This is a genomic window from uncultured Microbacterium sp. (assembly GCF_947632095.1).
Taxonomy (GTDB): domain Bacteria; phylum Actinomycetota; class Actinomycetes; order Actinomycetales; family Microbacteriaceae; genus Microbacterium.
This window is the reverse complement of sequence record NZ_CANROA010000035.1, coordinates 1-23,245: the sequence shown is the minus strand read 5'-3', so window position 1 is coordinate 23,245 and position 23,245 is coordinate 1. Positions and strand designations below refer to the sequence as shown.

Annotated in this window: 23 protein-coding genes and 3 tRNA genes; 18 read left to right on the top strand and 8 right to left on the bottom strand. The window is 68.6% G+C overall.

The features are described from left to right. Position 1 precedes the first annotated feature (1 nt). The 3 genes from Q0Z66_RS09415 to Q0Z66_RS09405 all read right to left on the bottom strand — a co-directional run bounded on the left by Q0Z66_RS09415 (position 2) and on the right by Q0Z66_RS09405 (position 321). Positions 2 to 74 (bottom strand) — tRNA-Phe (locus Q0Z66_RS09415). A gap of 73 nt (positions 75 to 147) precedes the next feature. After that, positions 148 to 221: transfer RNA gene (locus Q0Z66_RS09410), tRNA-Asp, on the bottom strand. Positions 222 to 245: 24 nt separating this feature from the next. Then, positions 246 to 321: transfer RNA gene (locus Q0Z66_RS09405), tRNA-Glu, on the bottom strand. 208 nt (positions 322 to 529) lie between these two features. Between Q0Z66_RS09405 and Q0Z66_RS09400 the strand changes: the two genes are divergently transcribed. Next, entirely contained in the window at positions 530 to 1,963 is a 1,434-nt protein-coding gene (locus Q0Z66_RS09400; RefSeq protein ID WP_298040497.1) for a M23 family metallopeptidase, read from the top strand. A 64-nt stretch (positions 1,964 to 2,027) separates the two neighbouring features. Here the strand turns inward: Q0Z66_RS09400 and Q0Z66_RS09395 are convergent, their stop codons facing one another. Next, the gene (locus Q0Z66_RS09395) at positions 2,028 to 2,516 is read right to left on the bottom strand and encodes an inorganic diphosphatase (RefSeq protein WP_298040495.1); all 489 of its coding nucleotides are present in this window, start codon (positions 2,514 to 2,516) and stop codon (positions 2,028 to 2,030) included. 74 nt (positions 2,517 to 2,590) lie between these two features. Between Q0Z66_RS09395 and tilS the strand changes: the two genes are divergently transcribed. After that, positions 2,591 to 3,586 carry a tRNA lysidine(34) synthetase TilS gene (gene tilS / locus Q0Z66_RS09390; RefSeq protein ID WP_298040493.1) on the top strand — a complete coding sequence of 332 codons (996 nt, stop codon included), beginning with the start codon at positions 2,591 to 2,593 and terminating at the stop codon, positions 3,584 to 3,586. A 32-nt stretch (positions 3,587 to 3,618) separates the two neighbouring features. Here tilS and Q0Z66_RS09385 read toward each other — a convergent pair whose 3' ends face one another. Then, entirely contained in the window at positions 3,619 to 4,179 is a 561-nt protein-coding gene (locus Q0Z66_RS09385; RefSeq protein ID WP_298040491.1) for a DUF937 domain-containing protein, read from the bottom strand. Between the two features lie 133 nt (positions 4,180 to 4,312). Between Q0Z66_RS09385 and hpt the strand changes: the two genes are divergently transcribed. The 10 genes from hpt (at position 4,313) to Q0Z66_RS09335 (ending at position 12,714) form a co-directional block, all read left to right on the top strand. Continuing rightward, on the top strand, positions 4,313 to 4,864 hold the full coding sequence (gene hpt, locus Q0Z66_RS09380; protein ID WP_298040489.1) for a hypoxanthine phosphoribosyltransferase: 552 nt from the start codon (positions 4,313 to 4,315) through the stop codon (positions 4,862 to 4,864). Between the two features lie 70 nt (positions 4,865 to 4,934). After that, positions 4,935 to 6,950, top strand: a complete 2,016-nt coding sequence (gene ftsH, locus Q0Z66_RS09375) for an ATP-dependent zinc metalloprotease FtsH (protein ID WP_298040487.1) — start codon at positions 4,935 to 4,937, stop codon at positions 6,948 to 6,950. A 2-nt stretch (positions 6,951 to 6,952) separates the two neighbouring features. Beyond that, entirely contained in the window at positions 6,953 to 7,540 is a 588-nt protein-coding gene (gene folE, locus Q0Z66_RS09370; RefSeq protein WP_298040485.1) for a GTP cyclohydrolase I, read from the top strand. After that, on the top strand, positions 7,537 to 8,337 hold the full coding sequence (folP, locus tag Q0Z66_RS09365) for a dihydropteroate synthase (protein WP_298040483.1): 801 nt from the start codon (positions 7,537 to 7,539) through the stop codon (positions 8,335 to 8,337). Before folE ends, folP begins: the two co-directional genes overlap by 4 nt. 1 nt (position 8,338) lies before the next feature. Further along, positions 8,339 to 8,716 carry a dihydroneopterin aldolase gene (gene folB / locus Q0Z66_RS09360; RefSeq protein WP_298040481.1) on the top strand — a complete coding sequence of 126 codons (378 nt, stop codon included), beginning with the start codon at positions 8,339 to 8,341 and terminating at the stop codon, positions 8,714 to 8,716. Continuing rightward, positions 8,713 to 9,252: a 2-amino-4-hydroxy-6-hydroxymethyldihydropteridine diphosphokinase gene (gene folK / locus Q0Z66_RS09355; protein WP_298040479.1), complete on the top strand. Its 540-nt coding sequence runs from the start codon at positions 8,713 to 8,715 to the stop codon at positions 9,250 to 9,252. The genes folB and folK overlap by 4 nt, the downstream gene beginning before the upstream one ends. After that, positions 9,249 to 9,737, top strand: a complete 489-nt coding sequence (locus tag Q0Z66_RS09350; protein ID WP_298040477.1) for a DUF3180 domain-containing protein — start codon at positions 9,249 to 9,251, stop codon at positions 9,735 to 9,737. The genes folK and Q0Z66_RS09350 overlap by 4 nt, the downstream gene beginning before the upstream one ends. Then, the gene (locus Q0Z66_RS09345; protein ID WP_298040475.1) at positions 9,688 to 10,293 is read left to right on the top strand and encodes a PH domain-containing protein; all 606 of its coding nucleotides are present in this window, start codon (positions 9,688 to 9,690) and stop codon (positions 10,291 to 10,293) included. Before Q0Z66_RS09350 ends, Q0Z66_RS09345 begins: the two co-directional genes overlap by 50 nt. After that, the gene (locus Q0Z66_RS09340) at positions 10,290 to 12,035 is read left to right on the top strand and encodes a PH domain-containing protein (RefSeq protein WP_298040473.1); all 1,746 of its coding nucleotides are present in this window, start codon (positions 10,290 to 10,292) and stop codon (positions 12,033 to 12,035) included. The genes Q0Z66_RS09345 and Q0Z66_RS09340 overlap by 4 nt, the downstream gene beginning before the upstream one ends. Further along, positions 12,025 to 12,714 carry a Rossmann-like and DUF2520 domain-containing protein gene (locus Q0Z66_RS09335; protein ID WP_298040471.1) on the top strand — a complete coding sequence of 230 codons (690 nt, stop codon included), beginning with the start codon at positions 12,025 to 12,027 and terminating at the stop codon, positions 12,712 to 12,714. Before Q0Z66_RS09340 ends, Q0Z66_RS09335 begins: the two co-directional genes overlap by 11 nt. Before the next feature lie 11 nt (positions 12,715 to 12,725). On the opposite strand, the gene Q0Z66_RS09330 is transcribed toward Q0Z66_RS09335, so the two are convergent. Then, positions 12,726 to 14,513, bottom strand: coding sequence for a DUF2207 domain-containing protein (locus tag Q0Z66_RS09330; RefSeq protein WP_298040470.1), 1,788 nt, complete (start codon positions 14,511 to 14,513; stop codon positions 12,726 to 12,728). Positions 14,514 to 14,618: 105 nt separating this feature from the next. Here Q0Z66_RS09330 and lysS point away from each other — a divergent pair, with 105 nt between their 5' ends. Further along, positions 14,619 to 16,148 carry a lysine--tRNA ligase gene (gene lysS, locus Q0Z66_RS09325; RefSeq protein WP_298040468.1) on the top strand — a complete coding sequence of 510 codons (1,530 nt, stop codon included), beginning with the start codon at positions 14,619 to 14,621 and terminating at the stop codon, positions 16,146 to 16,148. A 1-nt stretch (position 16,149) separates the two neighbouring features. On the opposite strand, the gene Q0Z66_RS09320 is transcribed toward lysS, so the two are convergent. Further along, on the bottom strand, positions 16,150 to 17,262 hold the full coding sequence (locus Q0Z66_RS09320; RefSeq protein ID WP_298040466.1) for a DUF4192 family protein: 1,113 nt from the start codon (positions 17,260 to 17,262) through the stop codon (positions 16,150 to 16,152). Positions 17,263 to 17,392: 130 nt separating this feature from the next. Here Q0Z66_RS09320 and Q0Z66_RS09315 point away from each other — a divergent pair, with 130 nt between their 5' ends. The 3 genes from Q0Z66_RS09315 to Q0Z66_RS09305 all read left to right on the top strand — a co-directional run bounded on the left by Q0Z66_RS09315 (position 17,393) and on the right by Q0Z66_RS09305 (position 19,956). Next, positions 17,393 to 17,569: a hypothetical protein gene (locus Q0Z66_RS09315; RefSeq protein ID WP_298040464.1), complete on the top strand. Its 177-nt coding sequence runs from the start codon at positions 17,393 to 17,395 to the stop codon at positions 17,567 to 17,569. A gap of 90 nt (positions 17,570 to 17,659) precedes the next feature. Beyond that, a complete protein-coding gene (cls, locus tag Q0Z66_RS09310; RefSeq protein ID WP_298040463.1) occupies positions 17,660 to 19,111 on the top strand; it encodes a cardiolipin synthase in 1,452 nt (483 codons plus the stop codon). Positions 19,112 to 19,221: 110 nt separating this feature from the next. Then, positions 19,222 to 19,956, top strand: coding sequence for a hypothetical protein (locus Q0Z66_RS09305; protein ID WP_298040462.1), 735 nt, complete (start codon positions 19,222 to 19,224; stop codon positions 19,954 to 19,956). Positions 19,957 to 19,959: 3 nt separating this feature from the next. On the opposite strand, the gene Q0Z66_RS09300 is transcribed toward Q0Z66_RS09305, so the two are convergent. Continuing rightward, entirely contained in the window at positions 19,960 to 20,958 is a 999-nt protein-coding gene (locus Q0Z66_RS09300; protein WP_298040460.1) for a diacylglycerol kinase family protein, read from the bottom strand. 59 nt (positions 20,959 to 21,017) lie between these two features. Between Q0Z66_RS09300 and serS the strand changes: the two genes are divergently transcribed. Both serS and Q0Z66_RS09290 read left to right on the top strand, forming a co-directional pair. After that, positions 21,018 to 22,307, top strand: coding sequence for a serine--tRNA ligase (gene serS, locus Q0Z66_RS09295; RefSeq protein WP_298040458.1), 1,290 nt, complete (start codon positions 21,018 to 21,020; stop codon positions 22,305 to 22,307). Beyond that, positions 22,304 to 23,134, top strand: coding sequence for an HAD family hydrolase (locus Q0Z66_RS09290; protein ID WP_298040457.1), 831 nt, complete (start codon positions 22,304 to 22,306; stop codon positions 23,132 to 23,134). The genes serS and Q0Z66_RS09290 overlap by 4 nt, the downstream gene beginning before the upstream one ends. The last annotated feature ends 111 nt before the right edge of the window (positions 23,135 to 23,245 follow it).

Here is a 23,245-nt window from a genome sequence, read left to right as displayed (position 1 = left end):
GTGGCTCCGACGGGCGTCGATCCCGTGACCTCACGATTTTCAGTCGTGCGCTCTACCAACTGAGCTACAGAGCCGTACGGCACATCATAAATCTGCCGCCATCTAGACGAAAGGCCCTTTTCGAAAAAAGGGCCCGTCGCTATAGAGCGACCCTGACGGGACTTGAACCCGCGACCTCCGCCGTGACAGGGCGGCACGCTAACCAACTGCGCTACAGGGCCATGCTTATTAAATTATATCGGTTTTGGTGACCCCAACGGGATTCGAACCCGTGCTACCGCCGTGAAAGGGCGGCGTCCTAGGCCGCTAAACGATGGGGCCGAGTCAGTCCCGGGGGACTTCCTTGCCGACACCCAAGCATAAGCCGACTTTCCCCCAAAACGCTAATCGAGGGCGTGCCTGCGTGACGCCCGGGCGTTTCGGGGTGACGATGGAGGGCCGGATTCGGCCTCGCGAAGCGCCTGTGACCTGGTGCGTTTGTGACGGAAGTTGTTACTGTGGCATATGTGATTTCGGTGAGAGGGGCCGTGTGAACGACGAGCAGTCCACGATGGATGCTGCGCTCGAGGCCGGGGATTCCTGCGGCTGCGGGCCCAGTGCCGAGGAGAAGCGCACTTTCTGGCAGAAGGGCGCACTCACGCGGCGCAACGCCCTGGGCCTTGGCGCACTCAGCGTCGCAGCGCTCAGCGCCTTCGGCATCGGAACCGGCGTCAACGCCGCCTTCGCCGCCTCGTACCCGAGCTGGGACGACGTGCAGAAGGCGAAGCAGAACGAGGCAGCCAAGGCGACCGAGATCACGCGCATCCAGAATCTGATCGCCTCCCTCACGCAGAAGGTCGCCGACACTCAGGCGGCGGCAGAAGCAGCGGGCAACGAGTTCTACGAGGCGCAGCAGGCCTACTTCGCGGCCATCGCTGCGGCCGAGAGCCTGCAGACGCAGGCCGACGAGCAGGCCGCGACGGCGGACGAGTCCGCTCGCAAGGCCGGGCAGGTCGCTGCGCAGCTCTACCGCAAGGGCGGCGACGACACCGCTCTCGAGCTCTTCTTCGCGGGCTCGGCCGAGAACGCCGACGACCTGCTGTCGCGCCTGGGCACGATGGACAAGCTGTTCCAGTTCAACCAGTCGGTCTACGACGACGCCGTCGCCGCACGCAACTCCGCGCAGCAGCTCAGCGATCAGGCCGCAGTCGCCCGCGACGAGCGCGACAAGCTGCAGAAGATCGCCGAGGAGAAGATGGTCGCAGCTCAGGCCGCAGCCGAAGCCGCGCAGGCTGCTCTCGACGAGCAGGCCGAGAACCTCGAGACGCTGAAGGCGCAGCTCGCGCTGCTCCAGGACACGACGAAGAAGACCGTGGCCGACTACCAGGCCGGTGTCGCCGCGCGGAAGAAGGCCGAAGAGGAAGCGCGCAGGAAGGCCGAAGAAGAGGCCCGGAAGCGGGCTGAGGAGGCCGCGAAGAATAACAACAACAACGGTGGTGGCGGCGGTTCCGGTGGCGGAGGCGGCTCCGGCGGTGGCGGAGGAGGAGGCGGTGGAAGCACCGGTTCCGGCGGTTGGGTCCGCCCCCACGCAGGATGGCGCACCTCGGGCTATGGTCCGCGCACCCCGATCTGCGGCGCCAACGGCTGCTCGTCGAGCTATCACTACGGCGTCGACCTCGCGGCCGGCTGCTGGTCGCCGATCTACGCGGCGAACTCCGGCACGGTCGACTACGCCGGCTGGAACGGCGGCTACGGCAACTACGTGCGCATTCAGCACGGCAACGGCATCGGAACCGGCTACGCGCACATCGTCCCGGGCGGTTTCGCGGTGCGCTCGGGCCAGCGGGTCAGTGCCGGACAGGTCATCGCCTACGAGGGCAACACGGGCGGCTCCTTCGGATGCCACCTGCACTTCGAGGTCTACATCAACGGCGGTTACACGAACCCCATCGCATTCATGGCGAGCAAGGGCATCTCGGTCTGAGAGCCGTTCGCGGCAATGAAAAACCCCCGGCAGGTGCCGGGGGTTTTTCTGCGTTCGAAGAAGCTCAGTGGCCTTCGCCGAAGCGGACGATCGCCTCGTCGAGGATGCGCTGCGCCTCAGCGGCGTCGCCCCATGCGTCGACCTTGACCCACTTGTTGGGCTCGAGGTCCTTGTAGTGCTCGAAGAAGTGCTCGATCTCCTTCTTCGTGTACTCGGCGAGGTCGCCGATGTCCTGGATGTGGGCCCAGCGCGGGTCCTTCGACAGGACGGCGACGAGCTTGTCGTCTCCGCCGGCCTCATCGCTCATCTTCAGCACGGCGACGGGGCGGACCTCGACGACGACGCCCGGGTAGATGGCGTGGTCGAGGAGCACGAGGACGTCCAGCGGATCGCCATCCTCGCCGAGCGTGTTGTCGAAGTAGCCGTAGTCGGCGGGGTATCCGAAGGTCGTGTAGAGAACGCGGTCGAGGTGCACTCGTCCGGTCTCGTGGTCGACCTCGTACTTCACGCGGCTGCCGCGCGGGATCTCGATGACGGCGTCGTGTGCGCCCATGCGTGTGCTCCTCAGAAAAGACGGTTGGATGCCGCAGACCAGCCTACCCGCGCGTCGCGCGGTAGCGTGATCTGGTGCCTTCACTCGATCCCGCCATCGCCGAGATCCGTCTCGCCGTCCGCACCGCCCTCGCCGATCTGCCCGACGGTGCGAGAGTGCTCGTCGCGCTCTCCGGAGGCGCGGATTCGCTCGCGTTGACGGCGGCGACCGTGTTCGAGGCGCGTTCGCGCGGGATGAAGGTTCTCTCGCTGACCGTCGATCACGGGCTGCAGGACGGTTCGGACGTGATCGCCGCGGAGGCGGCTGTGCGTGCCGAGCGTATCGGCGTCGACGATGCGCTGCAGACGAAGGTCGCGGTGAGGGATGCTGCGGGCTCAGGCCTGGAGGCGGCAGCGCGCGATGCGCGCTACGCGGCGCTGCGCGGGATCGCCGGTGCAGAGGGAGCAGCCGCAGTTCTGCTCGGGCACACGCTCGACGATCAGGCCGAGACGGTGCTGCTGGGGCTGGCCCGAGGTTCCGGAGCCGGCAGCATGCAGGGCATGGCCCCGCGCCGCGAGGATGAGGACGGCACGGTGTGGTTGCGGCCGATGCTCGGCGTGCGCCGCACCACCACACGGGCCTTCTGCGCAGCATCCGATCTCGATGTCTGGCACGACCCGCACAACACCGAGAGCCGATTCGCCCGCGTTCGCGTGCGCGAGAGCGTGCTGCCGGTGCTGGAAGCCGAACTCGGCCCGGGCATCGCCGAGGCGCTCGCTCGCACCGCCGAGCAGCTGCGCGAGGACAACGCCGCCTTCGACGAGATGATCCACGAGACGATCGAAGACATCGTCGAGCACGCCGAAGCCGGCATCTCGGTGAGCGTCGCCGCGCTCGCGGCGAACCCGGCAGCGCTGCGCAACCGCATCATCCGTCTCGTCGCGCACAGCGAATTCGGTGCGAGCCTGACGCGCACGCAGACGATCGAAGTCGCTCGCCTCGTCACGGACTGGTCGGGGCAGGGGCCGATCGACCTGCCCGGATGCTCTGCGGCCCGCGTCGGTGGCCGCATCGTTCTGACCGCTCGGTAGACCCGCGGTCGGGTCCACCGAGCGGAGGGGGACTACTTCTTGCCGAAGAGTCCGCCGATGATGTCGCCGAGGCCGCCGCCGGAGGACGAACCGCCGCCGAGGACGCCGCCGAGCAGATCGCCGATGCCGCCGCCGGAGCTGTTGCCGCCGCCGAGCAGGCCACCGATGATGTCGCCGAGGCCGCCGCCCGACTCGGTGCTGGACGCAGAGCTGTTCTTGTTCGCGATGAGGCCCATCACGATCGGCGCGAGGATCGGCAGGAGCTTGCCGAAGTCGATGCCCGAGGTCTTGTCGGATGCCGTGAGCTTCGCCGCGACGTCGCCGGCGTCAGCGCCGAGCACGTGCTTCACGATCTTCTCGCCGTCGGCCTGATCGACCTCGTCGACCGACGTGACGCTCTTCGCGCCCTCGTGCTTCTTCAGAGCGTTGGCGATCGCCGTCGAGCCCTCGGAGCTCTTCGCGTTCTGCGCCAGGCCGCCCAGCAGAATCGCGCCGCCCTCGGCGACGGCCTTCTTCGCCTCGTCGTTGGAGACGCCGAGCTTGGCTGCGATGTCGTCGATCGGGACCTGCTTGAGGATGTCGTCAAGAGCCATGGGATTCCCTCCGTTCGCGGGCCCAGTGCCCGTTCACCGCCCACCTTATTGCCCTCGCCGCCGCAGTGGGGAGCGCGAGTGCGAGAACCCTTCCTGACAATGGCTCACGGCAGTGGATGCCTAGAATCGATACATGCGCGCGGCAGACATTCAGGACGACCTTTCCCAGATCCTCGTCACCGAGGAGGAGATCCTCGCGAAGCTCGATGAGCTCGCGGCACGGGTCACCGAAGACTATGCGGGCAAGGACCTGGTTCTCGTCGGCGTTCTCAAGGGCGCGGTCATGGTCATGGCCGACTTCGCCCGGGCGCTGCCCATCCACGCGCCGATGGACTGGATGGCCGTGTCGAGCTACGGCTCCAGCACGAAGTCCAGCGGTGTCGTCCAGATCCGCAAGGACCTCGACACCGACCTGCACGGCAAGCACGTGCTCATCGTCGAGGACATCATCGACTCGGGTCTGACCCTCAGCTGGCTGCTCGAGAACTTCGAATCGCGCGGCCCGGAGTCCATCGAGGTCCTGGCGCTGCTGCGCAAGCCCGAGGCCGCCAAGGTCGAGATCGACTGCAAGTACGTCGGCTTCGACATCCCCGTCGACTTCGTCGTCGGCTACGGCCTCGACTACGACGAGCGCTACCGCAACCTGCGCGACGTCGCGGTGCTCGCGCCGCACGTCTACAGCTGACGCGCCGCGGCGTACGCCGTGGGCGAATCACAGGGGACCGCTAGCCGGGGCGCGATACGCTGATCGCATCATGGACGTGAAGAAGATCACCCGGAATCCGCTGCTCTATGTGGTGTTGATCGGTGCATTGCTGTTCGGCGGATTCATGCTGATCTCGAACCTCAATGCCCCCAAGCAGATCACCACGCAGCAGGGCCTCGACCTGCTCGCCGGTTCGACGGTCACGAAGGTGACGAACACCGACGGCGATCAGCGGGTCGACATGACCCTCTCGAAGGCCTTCGAGGGCGCTACGGACGTGCAGTTCTACTACGTCGATGCCCGCGCCGCCGAGGTCGTCGCGGCCGTCACCGATTCCGACCCGAAGGACGGATTCGACGATGTCGTGCCCCGGGCCACCTGGTTCGACGGCTTCCTCTCGCTCCTGATCCCGATCCTTCTTCTCGGTCTGATCTTCTGGTGGCTGCTGTCCTCGATGCAGGGCGGCGGCAGCAAGGTCATGCAGTTCAGCAAGTCGAAGGCGAAGCTCGTCAACAAGGAGACCCCGACCGTCACGTTCGCGGATGTCGCCGGTGCCGACGAGGCCATCGAGGAGCTCGAGGAGATCAAGGAGTTCCTCCAGGACCCTGCCAAGTTCCAGGCGATCGGTGCGCGCATCCCGAAGGGCGTGCTGCTGTACGGCCCTCCCGGAACCGGCAAGACGCTTCTCGCCCGTGCGGTCGCCGGCGAAGCAGGCGCCCCGTTCTACTCGATCTCGGGATCGGACTTCGTCGAGATGTTCGTCGGCGTCGGAGCGTCGCGTGTGCGCGACCTGTTCACCCAGGCCAAGGAGAACTCCCCGGCCATCATCTTCATCGATGAGATCGATGCGGTCGGCCGTCACCGCGGTGCCGGCATGGGCGGCGGCAACGACGAGCGAGAGCAGACGCTCAACCAGATGCTCGTCGAGATGGACGGCTTCGACCCGAACGCGAACGTCATCGTGATCGCGGCGACCAACCGCCCCGACATCCTCGACCCGGCGCTGCTGCGCCCGGGTCGCTTCGATCGCCAGATCGGCGTGGACGCCCCCGATCTCAAGGGCCGTCTGCACATCCTCAACGTGCACGCCAAGGGCAAGCCGCTGGCGCAGAGCGTCGATCTCGAGGTCGTCGCCCGCAAGACCCCCGGTTTCACCGGCGCCGACCTGGCGAACGTCCTCAACGAGGCGGCTCTGCTCACGGCCCGCTCGAACGCGCAGCTGATCGACAACCGCGCGCTCGACGAGGCCATCGACCGCGTCATCGCCGGTCCGCAGCGCCGCACGCGCGTCATGAAGGACCGCGAGAAGCTCATCACGGCCTACCACGAGGGCGGCCACGCCCTGGCGGCCGCGGCGATGAACTACACCGACCCGGTGACGAAGATCACGATCCTCCCGCGCGGCAAGGCCCTCGGCTACACGATGGTCATGCCGGTCGACGACAAGTACTCGGTGACCCGCAATGAGCTGCAGGACCAGCTCACCTACGCGATGGGCGGTCGTGTCGCGGAGGAGCTCGTCTTCCACGACCCGACGACCGGGGCATCCAACGACATCGAGAAGGCGACGAACATCGCCCGCAAGATGGTCCTCGAATACGGCATGACCACCGAGCTCGGCCCGGTCAAGCTCGGCTCCGAGGGCGGCGAGCCCTTCGCGGGACGCGATATGGGCCGCGGTCGCGAGTACTCCGAGACGATCGCCCAGCGGGTCGACACCGAGGTGCGCGCACTCATCGAGCAGGCGCACGACGAGGCTTACCAGGTCATCAGCGACAACCGCGACATCCTCGACCGTCTCGCCCTCGCACTGCTCGAGGAGGAGACCCTCGACCACAACCGCATCGCCGAGATCTTCGAGGATGTGCGCAAGCTCCCGGAGCGCCCGCTGTGGCTCTCGAGCAACGACCGTCCGGTCTCCGACCGTCCTCCGATCGAGGTTCCGACGCGCGTGATCCCGGCGGATGCCGCGGCGAACGTCGACGGCTCGGCCGATGCGGCAGCGACCCAGGGCGCTGTCGACGGCAACCCGGCGTCCGGTCAGGCCCGCCCGGCGACGGCCTGAGCATGGCGGTCGACACCGAGCGCATCGCGCGGTTGACGCGAGAGCTGCTCGAGGCGATCGGGGAGAATCCCGATCGCCCGGGATTGACGCAGACTCCGGCCCGGATGGCGGATTTGTACGCGGAGTTCTTCGCCGGTGTCGGTGAGGATGCCTCGGCGCCCCTCGCGCACACCATCAGCGTGTCCCGGGGTCCGGCTCCCGACACGCTGCCGTCAGGGGCGGTCCTGCTGCGCGACATCCGGTTCCGCTCGGTGTGCGAGCATCATCTGCTGCCGTTCGCGGGGCGGGCGCACATCGCCTATCTGCCGGGGGAGCAGGTCGTCGGCCTCGGTGCGCTCGTGCGCGTCGTCGAGACGCTCGCGACGCGGCCCCAGGTGCAGGAGCGGCTCGGGGAGCAGATCGCCGACACGATCGCGGAGAACCTCGACACCCGGGGCGTGCTGGTCGTGATGGATGCCGTGCACGGCTGCGTCACGATGCGCGGAGGACGCCAGCCGGAGACATCGACTCTCACGATCGCGGCCCGCGGCGAGTACACGGAGCCCGTCGCGCGCGGCGAGATCATCGCGCTCATCGGAGGGGGAGCATGACCGGCATCTGGGGCATTGTCAACATCACGACGGACTCGTTCAGCGACGGCGGCCGGTACATCGACACCGAGCGTGCGATCGCCCATGGCCTCGAGCTGCGCGAGGCAGGGGCCACGGTCCTCGACATCGGCGGAGAGTCGACACGGCCCGGATCGGAGCGCATCGCTCCCGAGGTGGAGCAGCAGCGCGTCGTCCCGGTGATCCAGGAGCTCGCATCTCGCGGCATCCCGGTCAGCGTCGACACCTTCAACGCCTCGACCGCCGCCGCCGCCGTGCAGGCCGGTGCCCGGATCGTCAACGACGTCTCGGGCGGCCTGGCCGACCCGGAAATGCTCGCGGCCGTCGCCGAGTCCGGCGCCGACTATGCGCTCGGACACTGGCGCGGGCACTCCGACGACATGTACGCCCGCGCCGAATACCGCCGCGCCTCCCGCGAGGTCGCCGGCGAGCTGCGCGAGCGAATCGGCGAGGCGGCTGCCGCCGGCATCGCGCCCTCACGCATCATCCTGGATCCGGGCATCGGATTCGCGAAGGCGGGCGCGCAGAACTGGGATGTGCTCCGCGGCCTCGCCGACATCAGCGCGCTGGGGCACCGGGTGCTGATCGGGACCTCGCGCAAGCGATTCCTCGCGGAGACCCTGGAGCCCCAGGGCGATCCCGTCGACGAGGCGCGACGCGATCTGGCCACGGCCGTCACGAGCGCGCTCGCGGTGCGGCACGGGGTCTGGGCGGTGCGCGTGCACAACGTCGCGGCGACCCGTGACGCGCTCAGCATCGCGCGGGCCTGGGAGGGCTGACATGGCGGGCACGGACCAGATCCGCCTCACCGGGCTCACCGTCTTCGGCCGCCACGGCGTCTTCGAGCACGAGCGCGCCGACGGGCAGGACTTCACGATCGATCTGACGCTGCACCTGCCTCTTGCGGATGCCGCGGCATCCGATGATGTCCGAGACACCGTCCACTACGGGGTGCTCGCGGAGCAGGTCGCCGCGGTCGTCGCCGGCGACCCGGTCGATCTCATCGAGACGCTGGCGCAGCGCATTGCGGATGTGGCTCTCGCGGATGAGCGGGTGCAGATGGTCGATGTGACGGTGCACAAGCCGCACGCGCCGATCCCGCTGACATTCGCGGACGTGTCGGTGAGCATCCGTCGCACCCGGGAGGGGCGACGATGACCCGGATGCCGCCACTGAACGCCCCGGATCCCCGTCCCGGGCGCGACGCGGTCATCGCCATCGTGGCGTTCGGCGCGAATCTCGGCGATCGGCGGGAGAGCATCGAGCGGGCCGCCGAGCGCATCGCGCGCCTGCCACTCGTCGACGAGGTCCGCCTGTCTTCTCTGCACGAGACGGTTGCGGTTCGACCGGACGGGCCGGACCCGGATGCTCCGACCTATGTCAACGCAGTCGCGCTCGTGATCACCCGGCTCGCACCGCAGGTGCTGCTGGGCATGCTGCACGCGATCGAGGACGAGCACGGCCGCGAACGCCACGAGCGCTGGGGAGACCGCACGCTCGACCTCGATCTGATCGTCTACGGCGACCTCGTCTCGAACGACGCCCGGCTGCAGGTGCCGCACCCGCGCGCGGCCGAGCGGTTGTTCGTGCTCGAACCGTGGGCCGAGGTCGATCCCGACGCGGTCCTGCCCGGCGCGGGACGCATCGATGACTTGATCGTCCGTCTCCGCTCCGACGACACGACACCCCGATGAAGCGCACCTCCGCCCTGGTGCTCGTGCTCCTCGCCCTCGTCGGGGGAGGAGCCGGCTACCTCGTCAATCAGCTGCTGACCGTCACAGGGCGGGCGACTTTCGCGCCGTCCGGATACCTGCCGGTGCTCCTGGTCATCATCGCGGTCGTCGTGCTCCTGCTCGCCTGGCCCGTGCGGCGCAGCATCCAGGGCAAGAGCGCCGGGCGCATCGATCCGTTCCGCGCCATGCGAGCGGTGACGCTCGCCCGCGCCTCGAGCCTGCTCGGCGCCCTCACCGCCGGTTTCGGCGCGGGACTGCTCGTCTTCCTCCTGTCGCGGCCGGTTCATCCCCCGGTAGGGTCGATGGTGGCGATGGTCGCTCTCGTGGCGAGTTCGCTCGTCCTCGTGATCGCTGCTCTCGTCGCCGAACAGTTCTGCACCCTGCCGAAGGACCCTGATGACCGACAGCTCGATGACCCCGCCCCTGGAGCCGACGCCGGCCGCTGAGAGCGCGCAGCCGACCCCCGCTGCCAGCGGTACTCTCGACGAGGGCACCTACGAGCAGATCCGCGAACCGCGCGGCGAGGGGCGACTCGCCCTCGACGGCCACTGGCACCAGATCTCGCCGCGCTACGTCGCCTCGCAGTTCCTGCAGAACGGTCTCGTGATCGCTCTGATCGTCGTCGTCGCGCTCGTCGCGGCCCTCGTCTTCGACCAGACCTGGGTGTGGGTCCCCGCAGGAATCCTCCTCGTCCTCACGATCGCCCCCCTCGTGATCCTGCCCCGTCAGGCGCGTGCGATCGGCTACATGCTCCGCGAGGACGACATCGTCTTCCGCAAGGGCATCCTCTGGCAGCGCATCATCGCGGTGCCCTACGGCCGGATGCAGCTCGTCGACATCACGCACGGCCCGCTCGACCGCGCCTTCGGCGTGGCCCAGCTGAAGATGGTGACGGCCGCCGCCACCACCGGCGTTCAGATCCCCGGGCTCACCCAGAGCGCGGCCGAAACCCTGCGCGACACTCTCATCGAGGTCGCCGAGACCCGGCGGACCGGGCTGTGAGCACCCCGGATCCCCGCGCTGCGCTCCCGGACGAGACGCTCGCCGACGGCGAGTGGCACCGGCTCCACCCGCTGACGCCGCTGTTCAAGGGCGGCCTGGTGCTGCTGATCGTCGCCGGTATCGTGCTGAACAACTTCCGCGACCGGATCGTCTACTGGATCGTCGATCTCTTCGCGCCCGATGCGCACATGAGCGATTACTCCAGCGGCGACCCCGTCGACTGGGTGATGGAGAACAACTTCATCCTGCTGGCGCTGCTGATCGTGCTCGGCGTGCTGATCGTGCTCATCGTCGCGTTCTGGATCGTGTGGCGGTTCCAGGAGTTCCGCATCTCCGATGATCACGTCGAGGTGCGCAAGGGCATCGTCTTCCGCTCGCAGCGCCGCGCGCCCCTCGACCGCGTGCAGGGAGTGAACCTCACGCGCCCCTTCCCCGCGCGGCTCATCGGCCTCGCGAAGCTCGAGGTCGTGGGCGCGGGAACCGACGCGAACGTGCCGCTGGAGTACCTGTCGACCGCGAAGGCCGAGAGAGTGCGCGCAGACATCCTGCGCCTCGCCTCCGGTGCCCGCGCCGCGCGCCTGGCGCGCCAGGACGGCGGCCCGGTCGTCGGCGGCGTGCGCGCGCAGGTGCTCGAGTCGGTCAACGCGGGCGTCAGCGGTCTCATCGAGGGCGTCGACCTCACCGATGTCGAGCCCGAGAGCGTCGTCAAGATCCCGACCGGTCGCCTGGTCGGATCCCAGCTGCTCTCGGGCCTGCTGTGGTTCGTCTTCTTCACGGCGATCTTCGCCGTCGCGATGTCGTTCGCAATCCCCGGCATCCTGTCGGAGACCGACGGACCCGAGGCGATCGGTGCGATCATCGCGGTGATGCTCGGCATGGGCGTGCCGCTCGTCATCGCCACGGTCGCCGTCACCTGGGGGCAGATCTCGAAGTCGCTGCGCTACTCGATCGCCCCGACCCCCGACGGCGTGCGCATCACCTACGGCCTGTTCACGACGACGACCGAGACGATCCCTCCCGGGCGCATCTTCGCCGTCGAGGTGACGCAGTCGTTGCTGTGGCGGCCGTTCGGCTGGTGGGCTGTCAAGATCAACCGCATGAGCGGCAAGAGCGCCGCTCAGCAGCAGTCCGGCACCGGGCAGCAGTTCAGCATCGTGCTGCCGGTCGGAGTCGCCGCCGACGTGCAGCGCGTGCTCGGGCTGATCCTTCCGGACATGCCATCTCAGGACCTGCCCCTCGTCTGGCAGCACGGCATCCACGGTCCGCAGGCCGAGGGCGACCCGTACCAGCGGCTCGAGAAGCGCGGCTGGTGGCGTCGTCCCTTCTCCTGGAAGCGCCACGGCTTCGCCGTCACCGACTTCGGTCTGATCCTGCGCCGCGGTGTCGTCTGGCGCAAGCTCGCTGTGTTCCCGCTCGCGCGCCTGCAGGGCGTCTCCGTGCACCAGGGGCCGATCGACCGCGCGCAGCGCGTGGGCTATCTCAAGGCGCACAGCGTCACCGGCGTCGTGCTCGGCGACGTCGTCGGCATCGACAGCGCCGTGCTCAACGCTGCTGTCGGAGATGTCGCGCACCGCGCCTCGGTCGCCGCATACGCGGATCACTCGCACCGGTGGGCATCGGCAGAGACACCGGATGCCGAGGCCCCGGTCGTCGCAGAGAACAGCGATGCGGCATCCGAGCCCCTCATCGACCTGGTTCCCGAAGCCCCCACAGCACCGGAGACGGACAACCGTGACGCGTGACGGACGCCTCGGCGTCGGAATCATCGGCGCCGGCCGGGTCGGCCCCGTCATCGGTGCCGCGCTCGCCGGCGCCGGCCATGCCCTCACCGGGATCACGAGCGGCTCCGACGACGACCGGGTCGCCGGAGTGCTGCCCGATGTCCCCGTGCTCGACACCGCCGAAGTGCTCCGCCGCAGCGAGCTCGTCGTGATCGCCGTGCCGCATGATGAGCTACCGGGCCTGGTCGCCGGACTCTCCGACATCGGCGCCTGGCAACCCGGACAGCTCGTGCTGCACACCGACCCTGCTTACGGCATCGGCGTTCTGGAGCCCGCGCAGCGCAACGGCGCCATCCCGCTCGCCGTGCATCCCGCGATCTCGTTCACCGGAACGTCGATCGATCTGCGCCAGCTGCAGGTCGCCTTCGCCGCGGTCACGGCCCCCGCGCCCGTGCTGCCGATCGCGCAGGCGCTCGCCGTCGAGATCGGTTGCGAACCCGTCGTCGTCGCCGAGCAGGACCGTCCGGCATACGCCGAGGCGATCGCCACGGCATCCGAGTTCTCGCGCGCCATCATCGGCCAGTCCACATCGCTCTTGCGCGGCATCGGTGTCGAGAACCCCGGCGGATACCTCTCGGCGCTCGTGCAGTCGACCGTCGAGCGGGCGCTGCGCGAAGCATCCGACCCTCTCGATCTCTGACCCGGCGGCGCTCAGCGCCCTCCGGAGAACCCGCCTCCGCCGCCCCCGCCGGAGAACCCGCCGCCCGTCGAACCACCGCTGCTGCTCGACGCCGACGAAGCCGACTGCGTCGCCGCAGAGAACGAGGCGATCGAGGTGCGGATGCTGCCCGGGTCGGTGGTCGTCCACATCGGGGTCTGCCCGCCCTGACCGTAGGCGTACTCGAGCACGCCGCCCCACTGCTTCTCGAGGCCGAACAGGATCGCGTAGGGCAGCAGCTTCTCGTAGAGGTGGATGACGTTCACCGTGCCGTCCGCTCGCCGCTCGGCGCCCGTGTACGACTGCAGCATGCGCAGACGATCGGCTTCGGCGACGCGGATGAACTCCTCGACGCCGCGGAGGTGCTCCAACTGCAGGGCGCCCTCCGGAGTGAGCACCGTGTGGCGCGTGAATGACATGAGGCAGGAGCCGCCGACGAGGATGGCGGTGAGCGCGCCCACGAACAGGACGGGTTCGGCGGCCGTTCGCCCGGTGAGGGCCGCCCACGCCCACAGCGCGGCGACGACGGCGAGCAGGCCGAGCGACACCCATTGCAGGGTCATCGCCGCGCGGCTGCGGACCTTCGTGGTGAGACGACGGGCGAGCGCCATCTTGGTCGCGAACTCGTTGAGGTTCGAGACCCGGGCGATGAGATCGCCATCCGCTTCGCCCAGGGGAAGAACCTCTCCGGGCTGCACATCGGCGAACACCACGTCCATGACCTGCTGGTCCATGCGCTCCTGCAGGGGCGCGTCGAGACACCGCAGCTGCGGATCGGGCTTCTTCTTCCCAGTCGCGGGCCCGTCTTCGATGCGGATGCTGCCGCCGACGGCCAGGTGGACGAACTGCGCGGCCATCGCGTCGCGCGCGCCGGGGAGGATCTTTCCCGCCAGCAGCGGTGGGAGAGAGGCCGGGACCTCGTATTGCGCGACGACGATGCCGGTCGCGCGGCGGTGACGCCGCTTCATGGACGCCACGCCGATCCACGCGCCGATCGACGCGGCGGCAGCGCCACCGGAGAGGAAATAGGGCGCGACGTCCGTCGCGGCATTGGGGGTACGGGCACTGGGCTGGACCGCGGTGCCCGGTTCGATCGCGATCGCGACCGTGACGCCCTGGCCGGCGGCAAGATCGTATTCCGACACCGAGAACGTGCCATCGCCGCGGTCGATGAGGACGCAGGGATCGGTCGAGCCGATGTAGCCGGTGTAACAGGACCGATCGCCGGTGAGGCGGGAGCTCAGCGCATCGTCGAAGCGGATCTCGGCGTGGAAGGAGGAGACGCGCTGCGTACTGTCGAGGGGGAGCAGGTTCCAGTAGAACTCGTCCACGAGCGTCTTCTCGGCGGCGAGGACGACATCGCGCATCTCGTATTCGATGACGTAGGTGGTGCGCCCGTGCACGTAGTCGTCGTCTCCGGTGAGGACGTAGAGCATGCCCTCGTCGCTCTCGGTGTCGTAGGGCACGTCGGCGCCGTCCTCATCGCTAACCGAGAGGATCGTCGTGCCGATCGACGCGTCTCCGTAGGCCTGGGGGAAGCCGGCGACGATGCCGCGGTTCTGATCGGTCTCGGGGAAGTCGGCCACGCGCGTCTCCGTCACGTGCATGCGTGCCCGGCCGTCGTCGTCGAGGGAGACGTCATAGACGGCATCCCACGAAGAGAACTCGAAGTCGTTCACATCGGCCGGCGCGGAGGCCGAGGCGGAGCTCGGCGCCAGCACGAGCAGGGCGCCTCCCACCGCGATCAGCGCCAGGGAACGGGGCAAAGACCGGTACGGCATGTCCACGAGCGTACCCAGGGGAATCGTGATCTGCACGGTGTCGGCCGGAGCGGCGGGCGCACAGGGGGCGGCCGGTAAACTGGAGGGGACTTCCAAGGAGCCGCTATGACCACCGCGCCCGACGCGCCCACGAACACCCCCGACGAGACCTCCGGAGAGGACGTCCACGAGCAGAAGGCCGTGCGCCTCGCCAAGCGCGAGCGGCTCATCGAGCAGCGTGCGGATGCCGCCGGCGGGGCCTTCCCCGTCGCCGTTCCGGTCACGCACACGATCCCGGCGCTCCGCGCCGAGTACGGCGAGCTCGAAGCCGGCGCCGAGACCGGTGTCGTCGTCGGCATCGCCGGCCGCGTCGTGTTCAGCCGCAACACCGGCAAGCTCTGCTTCGCCTCCCTGCAGGCCGGCGACGGTTCGCGCATCCAGGCGATGATCTCCCTCGCCGAGGTGGGCGAGGAATCGCTCGCACGCTGGAAGGAGTACGTCGACCTCGGCGACCACGTGTTCGTGCGCGGTCAGGTCATCTCCAGCCGCCGCGGCGAGCTGTCGATAATGGCCGACGACTGGACCATCGCGTCCAAGGCGATCCTGCCGCTGCCGAACACGCACTCCGAGCTGAACGAAGAGACCCGGGTGCGCAGCCGCTACCTCGATCTCATCGTGCGCGAGCAGGCCCGAACCACCGTGCGGGCCCGCGCGGCCGTCAACGCCAGCCTGCGCTCGACCTTCACCGAGCACGAGTACCTCGAGGTCGAGACCCCGATGCTGCAGGTGCAGCACGGCGGGGCATCCGCTCGCCCGTTCATCACGCACTCGAACGCCTTCGACACCGAGCTCTACCTGCGCATCGCGCCCGAGCTCTACCTCAAGCGCGCCGTCGTCGGCGGCCTGGAGCGCGTCTTCGAGATCAACCGCAACTTCCGCAACGAGGGCGCCGACTCCACCCACAGCCCAGAGTTCGCGATGCTCGAGGCCTACCAGGCCTACGGCGACTACAACCAGATGGCCGAACTCACCCAGGAGCTCGTGCAGAAGGCTGCGCTCGCCGTGGCCGGCTCCACCACCGTCACCTGGGCAGACGGCACGGAGTACGACCTCGGCGGCGAGTGGGACCGTGTCTCGATGTACGAGTCGCTCTCGGCCGCAGCCGGACGCGAATTCACCGTCGACGACACGGTCGAGGACCTCATCGCCTTCGCCGAGGCGAACGGGGTCGACGTGCCCGCGCACGCGACCCACGGCAAGCTCATCGAAGAGCTCTGGGAGCACTTCGTCAAGACCGGCCTCACTCGCCCGACGTTCGTCATGGACTTCCCCGTCGACACCTCGCCCCTCGTGCGCGAGCACCGCTCCAAGGCCGGCGTCGTCGAGAAGTGGGACCTGTACATCCGCGGATTCGAGCTGGCGACCGGGTACTCCGAGCTCGTCGACCCCGTCATCCAGCGCGAGCGCTTCGTCGAGCAGGCCAAGCTCGCCTCGCGCGGCGATGTGGAGGCCATGAGCGTCGACGAGGAGTTCCTGCGGGCGCTCGAGCACGGCATGCCGCCGTCGGGCGGCATGGGCATGGGCATCGACCGCCTGCTGATGGCCATCACGGGCCTCGGCATCCGCGAGACGATCCTCTTCCCGCTCGTCAAGTGATTCACGATGCGGCGCCCTGCCGGAACGTCCATTCCGGCAGGACCGCCGCGTCGATCATCGATCCGATGAGCGCCGCCATCGAGTAGTCGGGGTCGATCTCGGCGACCGCCTGCAGATAGTGCGCGGCGTGGGTCGACCGGCCCAGCGCCCACGACAGCCACGCGGCGATCGTCAGGGCCGCCGGGCGCGACGCCGACGGCGCGCGAGCGGCGAGATTGCGCACGACCGTGAGGGCGATGCGCAGCCGATCCGGGTCCGGTGCCCTTCCGATGCCCATGAGCACGAGTCCGATCTCATCGGGGATCGGCGTGCCATTGTCGGCATAGGCGAGCTGGGCCGCCAGGGATCGCGCTCCGGTGGCGAGATCGGTGGCCCATTGCAGCATCGCCACGTCGCGGAACCGAGGCCGCTCGAAGCACCACAGCAGTGCCGCGGTCACGAACGGCGGCATGTTCTCCGGGGCGTCGAGCGCCTCTTCGAACAGCAGCGTCAGATCGTCGAGCAGGATCGAGGCGGCAATCGCCTGCGGATTGCGGCGCTCGTCATGCCGCCAGTCATGCGTGACGGCATCCGTCAGATCGCGCAGCACCAGGGCCACCCGCTCCTTCTCGGCGAGATCGATCCGCGGCAGCTCCGTGCCGGCGTGCTGATCTCCGGAGACATCGCCGACTCCGGCGACCTCCTCGGGAACCGGGATCCCCGCCAGCGGCGCGACGACGGGATCGTCATCGAGATAGCTCGACCATCCGCCGGGCATCACACACAGGGCATCGACGATCCGCAGCCCATCGGCGGTCGCGGCCGAGAGCAGCTCGTCGAGCATCGCGGTCTGCGGCAGCACCAGGCCGTCGGGCGTGGCCTGTGCCCCGTCATCGGTGTAGACGACGAGGGCGATGGCATCGGCTCCGCTGACGCGGGAGAACAGCCCGAAGGCGGTGCTGACGTACCTGCCCAGGTCCGCACCGCCATCGGGCAGGTCGACGCGCATCGCACCGGAGGCCCGCGATCGGCGGAAGGGCACGAGCACGAGGCTCTGCCGAGGGGCGAAGCCCGCCAGGGCGGGCACGAGACCGAGGAACTCGGCGGAATCTGCAGCGCGGAGGATGGTGTTCATGCAGCGAGTGTGGGCGATGAGCGCTCCGGCGGAGGCGCCTTCCACAGGAGGGTCGGCCTCCGAGCCGTTTCAGCGGGTCGGTGCAGAACGGGTGAGCAGGCGCACAGGATCGGACGCGTACGATGGGGGTATGGACAACATCTGGCTCGCCTCGGCATGGGCGCTCTTGCCGACGATCGGTGTCAGCATCGTCTTCTTCTTCATCCTGCGCGGCATCATCCGCTCCGACCGCACCGAGCGCCGGGCTCGTGCCCGCATCGAAGCCGAGGAGCGCGCCGCACGCGGACTCCCGCCCGTCGCTTCCTGATCGGATCCGCGGGCCGATGCCGGTACCCGCTACGCTGATTCGATAGGCCGCGACCTCGGGTCGCGGTTCGGCTTCTCGGGGGGTAGGCAGATGGACTGGACCTGGTGGGTCCTCGCTCTCGGCGTCGTCGTCGACATCGTCATCCGCATCGCGGCCATCATCATCATCCCGCGCAACCGTCGCCCCACTGCGGCGATGGCCTGGCTACTGGCCATCTTCTTCATCCCCTACGTCGGGGTGGTGCTGTTCCTTCTGATCGGAAACCCGCGCCTGCCGCGAGCCCGGCGACGCAAACAGGACCAGATCAACGAGTACATCGCCGAGACTAGCGACCAGCTGCACTTCGGAACCCTGCGCCCGAACGCCCCGGAATGGCTGCGCTCGGTCGTCGCGATGAACCAGGAGCTGGGTGCCCTGCCGATCTCGGGCGACAACGGCGCGCACCTCATCAGCGACTACCAGGAGTCGCTGGACGCCATGGCCGACAGCATCCGCGAAGCCACCGAATATGTGCACGTCGAGTTCTACATCCTCCAATCGGATGCCTCGACCGATAACTTCTTCCGCGCCCTCGAAGAGGTCGCGGCGCGGGGCATCCCCGTGCGCGTGCTCTTCGACCACTGGGCCAACCGCTGGAAGCCGCGCTATCGCGCCACGATCAAACGGCTCGACGCGATGGGCGCGGATTGGCATCTGATGCTTCCCATGCAGCCGTTCAAGGGCAGGATCCAGCGACCCGACCTGCGCAACCACCGCAAGCTCCTCGTGATCGACGGCAAGGTCGGATACCTCGGGTCGCAGAACGTCACCGACTCGACCTACAACCTGCCCAAGAACATCAAACGGGGCCTGCACTGGGTCGACCTCATGGTGCGCGTCGACGGTCCTATCGTGCTCGCCCTGAACGCGATCTTCCTCAGCGACTGGTACAGCGAGAGCGACGAGATCCTCAGCGAGATCGACATGACGAGCGCCGCCACCGGCAGCGGCGACCTCGACTGCCAGATCGTCCCCTCCGGCCCCGGCTTCGAGGTCGAGAACAACCTGCGCCTGTTCCTCGCCCTCGTCTACGGCGCGCAGGACAAGATCATGATCGTCAGCCCGTACTTCGTGCCCGACGAAGCGCTCCTGCTCGCGGTGAGCGCCGCCTGCGACCGCGGCGTGCAGGTCGAGCTCTTCGTCTCCGAGGAGGGCGATCAGGCGGTCGTCTATCACGCGCAGCGCAGCTACTACGAGGCGCTGCTGCGCGCCGGTGTGCGCATCTGGATGTACCCGAAGCCGTACATCTTGCACACCAAGAGCCTCACGGTCGACCACGAGATCGCCGTCATCGGCTCGAGCAACATGGATATGCGCTCCTTCGGTCTGAACCTCGAGATCTCCATGCTCGTGCGCGGCGAGGAGTTCGTGGCCGAGGTCCGGGCGGTCGAAGACCAGTACCGGGACCTCAGCCGCGAGCTCACCCTCCAGGAATGGATGCAGCAGCCGCTGCGATCCACCGTCCTCGACAACCTCGCGCGGCTCAGCTCCGCGCTTCAGTGACGCTGAGCACCACGGCATCCAGGTGCTCGAATGCCCCGTCGTCTGGCGCGGATCCGCATGACGGGGCGAGGCTCTTCCCGCTGAGGCCGGTCGGAGGATACCCTGGCCGCATGACTTCAACACGGCGTGCTCTCGCATCGGTCTGGGCCCTGTTAGCGGCATCCGCACTCATCGTCGGCTGCACGGCCTCGCCGGGCGACTCCGCGCCGACGAGCAGCGCCGACCCCGACGGCGGTACGGCGGGCATCGCCGTCGACGGCGATGACATGGACGACGTCGAAGCGGCCTGGCTCGACAACGGAAACATGGTCGCGGTGCTCACCTGGGGCTCTTCGAGCTGCGTCCCCCTCGCCGGCGACATCGCGGCCGAGGGCCAGACGGTGCGCGTGACACTCGATGAGGGAGATCCGAACACCGCGTGCACGAGCGACCTGGCGGCTCGCGCCACGCTCGTCGACCTGCCCGAGGGCGTCGACCCGACCCGCGATGTCGAGATCATCGTCACGCTCGGCGACAGGACCGACGACGTCGACCTCGACGGGAACCCGGCGCTCACCCGGGCCTCGAGCGATTTCCAGCCCACCGCCGGATGGTTCGACGACGACGCCCTCGCGCTGCTGACCTGGGGCTCGTCCAGCTGCCCGCCCGTGGTCGACTCGGTCGAGGTCGCCGGCAACGCCGGAACCGTCCGTTTCGTCGACGAGAACGGCGCCTGCACGCGGGACATGGCACCGCGCGTGACGCTGATCGGCTTCGACGACATCGACGATGACGACGACGATGCCTTCGTCCTCACCCTCGTCGGGGGAGGTCTCGACGGCGAGGTCACCGTCATCGAGAACTGACCGTCACAGCGCCGCGGTCGGATGCCCCTCGGGAAGCGCGAGGAGGAGCGCTCCGCGATCGACCCGGCAGCGGATGCGCACGGCTGCGCCGAAGGCATCCCCGTCGAGCTCGATCGGCGTCGGATCCGTGGCCGCGGCCTCGGCGCTGTTCCCGCGCCGGTACCGGATCGACGCATCTCTTCCTCGTCGCTGCAGCACCCGGCGCCCCGCGCGGAAGCGCCGCAGCACCGAGTTGTCCCACCAGATCTTGCGCCAGACGCCCAACCAGCCGAACACCCCGCTGGGCTGGATGAGAGCCACATCGAGCAGGCCGTCCGCGATCGAGGCCGAGGGGATGAGGGCGATGCCCGCGGGCAGCGTCCCGCAGTTGGCGAACAGCACGCTCTGCACCTTCGTGGAATGCAGACGCGAAGCATCCACCTGGTAGACGATGCGGAAGGGCTTCGCCCGGGGGAGGGAGCGCGCGGCGCCGTCGACGTAGGCGACCCAGCCGACCGTCTTCTTCAGATCGGGGCGCGTGTTGGCGATCATGTCGGCGTCGAGGCCGATGCCGGCGAGCACGACGAAGGCGTGCTCCTCATGCGTGCCGTCCTCGCGGGTGAGCTCGGCCCAGCCGATGTCGATCGGATGCCGGTTATCACCCAGCGCCGCGCGGATCATGGTCTCGGCGGAGGCGAGGGGAAGGCCGAGGTTGCGGGCGAGGAGGTTGCCCGTGCCGCTCGGGACGATCGCGAGGGGCGTTCCGGTTCCCGCGACCGACTCGGCGACGGCTCGCACCGTGCCATCGCCGCCCGCGACGAGCACGACCTCCACCCCGCGCTCGATCGCTTCACGCGCCACGCCCTGTCCGGCATCATCCACGGTCGTCGGATAGAAAGCGGGGTGCGCCCACCCGGCCTGCTTCGACAGATCGCGCACGGCAGCGCGCAGACGCTTCTCGTCGACCTTGAGAGGGTTGTAGACGAGAGCGGCCTGGCGGTGGCGCGAGGTGCTCTTCCTCATGGCGATCACTCTACGACGCGGCATCCGCCCGAGCGTGTCACGCTGGCTAGACTTGACGAATGATCGACCTCGCTCTCCTCCGCGACCAGCCCGAGATCGTCCGCCGTTCGCAGGCGGCCCGGGGCAATGCCGAATCCACCGTCGATGACGCCATCGCCGCCGACCGCTCCCGCCGCGAAGCGCTCACGGCCTTCGAAGAGCTGCGCGCCGAGCAGAACGCCTTCGGCAAGCAGGTCGCCAAGGCTCCCAAGGAGGAGAAGCAGGCGCTCGTCGCGCAGGCGAAGGAGCTCGCCGAGCGCGTGAAGCAGGCCCAGGCCGCCTCGAATCAGGCCGCCGAGGCTGCGGCATCCGCCCTCGCCCGCGTCGAGAACGTCATCATCGACGGCGTCCCCGCCGGCGGTGAAGAAGACTTCGTCGAGCTGCGCCGCGTCGGCGAGACGCCGACGTTCGACTTCGAGCCGCGTGACCACCTCGAACTCGGCGAGCTGCTCGGAGCGATCGACATGGAGCGCGGCGCGAAGGTCTCGGGATCGCGCTTCTACTTCCTCAAGGGCGTCGGCGCGCGCCTGGAGATCGCCCTGATGAACCTCGCGCTCGACAAGGCCCTGCAGCACGGCTTCGAGCCCATGATCACCCCGACCCTCGTGCGTCCGGAGATCATGCAGGGCACGGGCTTCCTCGGCGAGCACGCCGACGAGGTCTACCACCTCGACAAGGACGACGACCTCTACCTCGTCGGCACCAGCGAGGTCGCGCTCGCCGGATACCACAAGGACGAGATCCTCGACCTCGCCGCAGGGCCGCTGCGCTACGCCGGATGGTCGACCTGCTACCGCCGCGAGGCGGGCTCGTACGGCAAGGACACCCGCGGCATCATCCGCGTGCACCAGTTCAACAAGCTCGAGATGTTCGTCTACACGACGCCCGAGGCCGCCGAGGCCGAGCACCTGCGCCTCGTCGCGCTGCAGGAGGAGATGCTCACGGCTCTCGGTCTGTCCTACCGCGTGATCGATGTCGCCGCCGGAGACCTCGGCTCCAGCGCCGCCCGCAAGTACGACATCGAGGCCTGGGTTCCCACGCAGGGCGCTTTCCGTGAGCTCACCTCGACATCGAACTGCACCACGTTCCAGGCCCGTCGCCTCGATGTGCGCCACCGCCCGGCCGCCGAGCCGGGGGCGACCGAGGCCAGCAAGACCGAGCCCGTCGCCACCCTCAACGGCACGCTGGCCACGACCCGTTGGATCGTCGCGATCCTCGAGACCCACCAGCAGGAAGACGGATCCGTCCTCATCCCCGAGGTGCTGCGACCCTACCTGGGCGGACTCGAGAAACTGGAGCCGAAGGCGTGACGAAGCCCTGGCTCGTCGGTCTCGACGTCGACGGAACGATTCTTCTGCAGGACGAGACGATGAGCCCGGGCGTCCCCGAGGCTGTCGCGCGCGTGCGCGAGGCCGGAAACGTCGTCACCATCGCCACCGGCCGCAGCTGGAACGCGACCGAGCGCTGGGTCGACGCCCTGGAGCTCGATGCGGAGTTCGTCGTGTGCTCGAACGGAGCGGTCATCATGCGCCGCACGGATGCGGGCTGGGAGCGCTGGCGCGTCGAGACGTTCGACCCGAGCCAGGTGCTCGGGCTGCTCACCGCACGCCTGCCCGAAGCCCACTACATGGTCGAGCTCGCCGACGGATCGCGTCTGTTCACCGGTGAGATCGCCGACTGGACCCTCGATGGTGCCCGACAGGTGAGCGTCGCCGAGCTGTCCGATGAAAAGGTCTCGCGCGTCGTCGTCGTTTCGCCCGGCCACGATGAGGCCGACTTCCACCGCATCGTCGCCGAGACGGGTCTGAACGAGGTCTCCTACGCGATCGGCTGGACCGCCTGGCTCGACATCGCCCCGCAGGGGGTCGACAAGGGCAGTGCCCTGCACCATGTCTACGACGAGCTCGGCATCGAGGGCGGGCGAGTGCTCGTCGTCGGCGACGGCCGCAACGACATCGGCATGTTCGAGTGGGCTCGGCGCCTCGAGGGGCGTGCCGTCGCGATGGGGCAGGCCCCGGATGAGGTGAAGGATGCTGCGACGGAGGTCGCGGCGGATGTTCACAGCGGAGGCCTGGCCGATGCCCTGAACATGCTGGCCGACCATCCAGGCGCCCCCCAGGTGCGGGCGGCACAATGAAACCGGCTAGACTCGTCCACTGATCGGCGGTTTCCGTCGATGGAGGGCTGTCCGAGCGGCCGATGGAGCTGGTCTTGAAAACCAGTGGGCAGAAATGTCTCGTGGGTTCGA

What these genes read in the sequence shown, in the direction of transcription:
- Q0Z66_RS09345 (WP_298040475.1), top strand. Translation starts at nt 9,688, where the DNA reads ATGACCGACAGCTCGATGACCCCGCCCCTGGAGCCGACGCCGGCCGCT.
- Q0Z66_RS09395 (WP_298040495.1), bottom strand. Translation starts at nt 2,516, where the DNA reads ATGGGCGCACACGACGCCGTCATCGAGATCCCGCGCGGCAGCCGCGTG.
- hpt (WP_298040489.1), top strand. Translation starts at nt 4,313, where the DNA reads ATGCGCGCGGCAGACATTCAGGACGACCTTTCCCAGATCCTCGTCACC.
- lysS (WP_298040468.1), top strand. Translation starts at nt 14,619, where the DNA reads ATGACCACCGCGCCCGACGCGCCCACGAACACCCCCGACGAGACCTCC.
- cls (WP_298040463.1), top strand. Translation starts at nt 17,660, where the DNA reads ATGGACTGGACCTGGTGGGTCCTCGCTCTCGGCGTCGTCGTCGACATC.
- folP (WP_298040483.1), top strand. Translation starts at nt 7,537, where the DNA reads ATGACCGGCATCTGGGGCATTGTCAACATCACGACGGACTCGTTCAGC.
- folE (WP_298040485.1), top strand. Translation starts at nt 6,953, where the DNA reads ATGGCGGTCGACACCGAGCGCATCGCGCGGTTGACGCGAGAGCTGCTC.
- Q0Z66_RS09385 (WP_298040491.1), bottom strand. Translation starts at nt 4,179, where the DNA reads ATGGCTCTTGACGACATCCTCAAGCAGGTCCCGATCGACGACATCGCA.
- Q0Z66_RS09330 (WP_298040470.1), bottom strand. Translation starts at nt 14,513, where the DNA reads ATGCCGTACCGGTCTTTGCCCCGTTCCCTGGCGCTGATCGCGGTGGGA.
- Q0Z66_RS09300 (WP_298040460.1), bottom strand. Translation starts at nt 20,958, where the DNA reads ATGAGGAAGAGCACCTCGCGCCACCGCCAGGCCGCTCTCGTCTACAAC.
- Q0Z66_RS09320 (WP_298040466.1), bottom strand. Translation starts at nt 17,262, where the DNA reads ATGAACACCATCCTCCGCGCTGCAGATTCCGCCGAGTTCCTCGGTCTC.
- ftsH (WP_298040487.1), top strand. Translation starts at nt 4,935, where the DNA reads ATGGACGTGAAGAAGATCACCCGGAATCCGCTGCTCTATGTGGTGTTG.
- Q0Z66_RS09315 (WP_298040464.1), top strand. Translation starts at nt 17,393, where the DNA reads ATGGACAACATCTGGCTCGCCTCGGCATGGGCGCTCTTGCCGACGATC.
- folB (WP_298040481.1), top strand. Translation starts at nt 8,339, where the DNA reads ATGGCGGGCACGGACCAGATCCGCCTCACCGGGCTCACCGTCTTCGGC.
- Q0Z66_RS09350 (WP_298040477.1), top strand. Translation starts at nt 9,249, where the DNA reads ATGAAGCGCACCTCCGCCCTGGTGCTCGTGCTCCTCGCCCTCGTCGGG.
- folK (WP_298040479.1), top strand. Translation starts at nt 8,713, where the DNA reads ATGACCCGGATGCCGCCACTGAACGCCCCGGATCCCCGTCCCGGGCGC.
- serS (WP_298040458.1), top strand. Translation starts at nt 21,018, where the DNA reads ATGATCGACCTCGCTCTCCTCCGCGACCAGCCCGAGATCGTCCGCCGT.
- Q0Z66_RS09305 (WP_298040462.1), top strand. Translation starts at nt 19,222, where the DNA reads ATGACTTCAACACGGCGTGCTCTCGCATCGGTCTGGGCCCTGTTAGCG.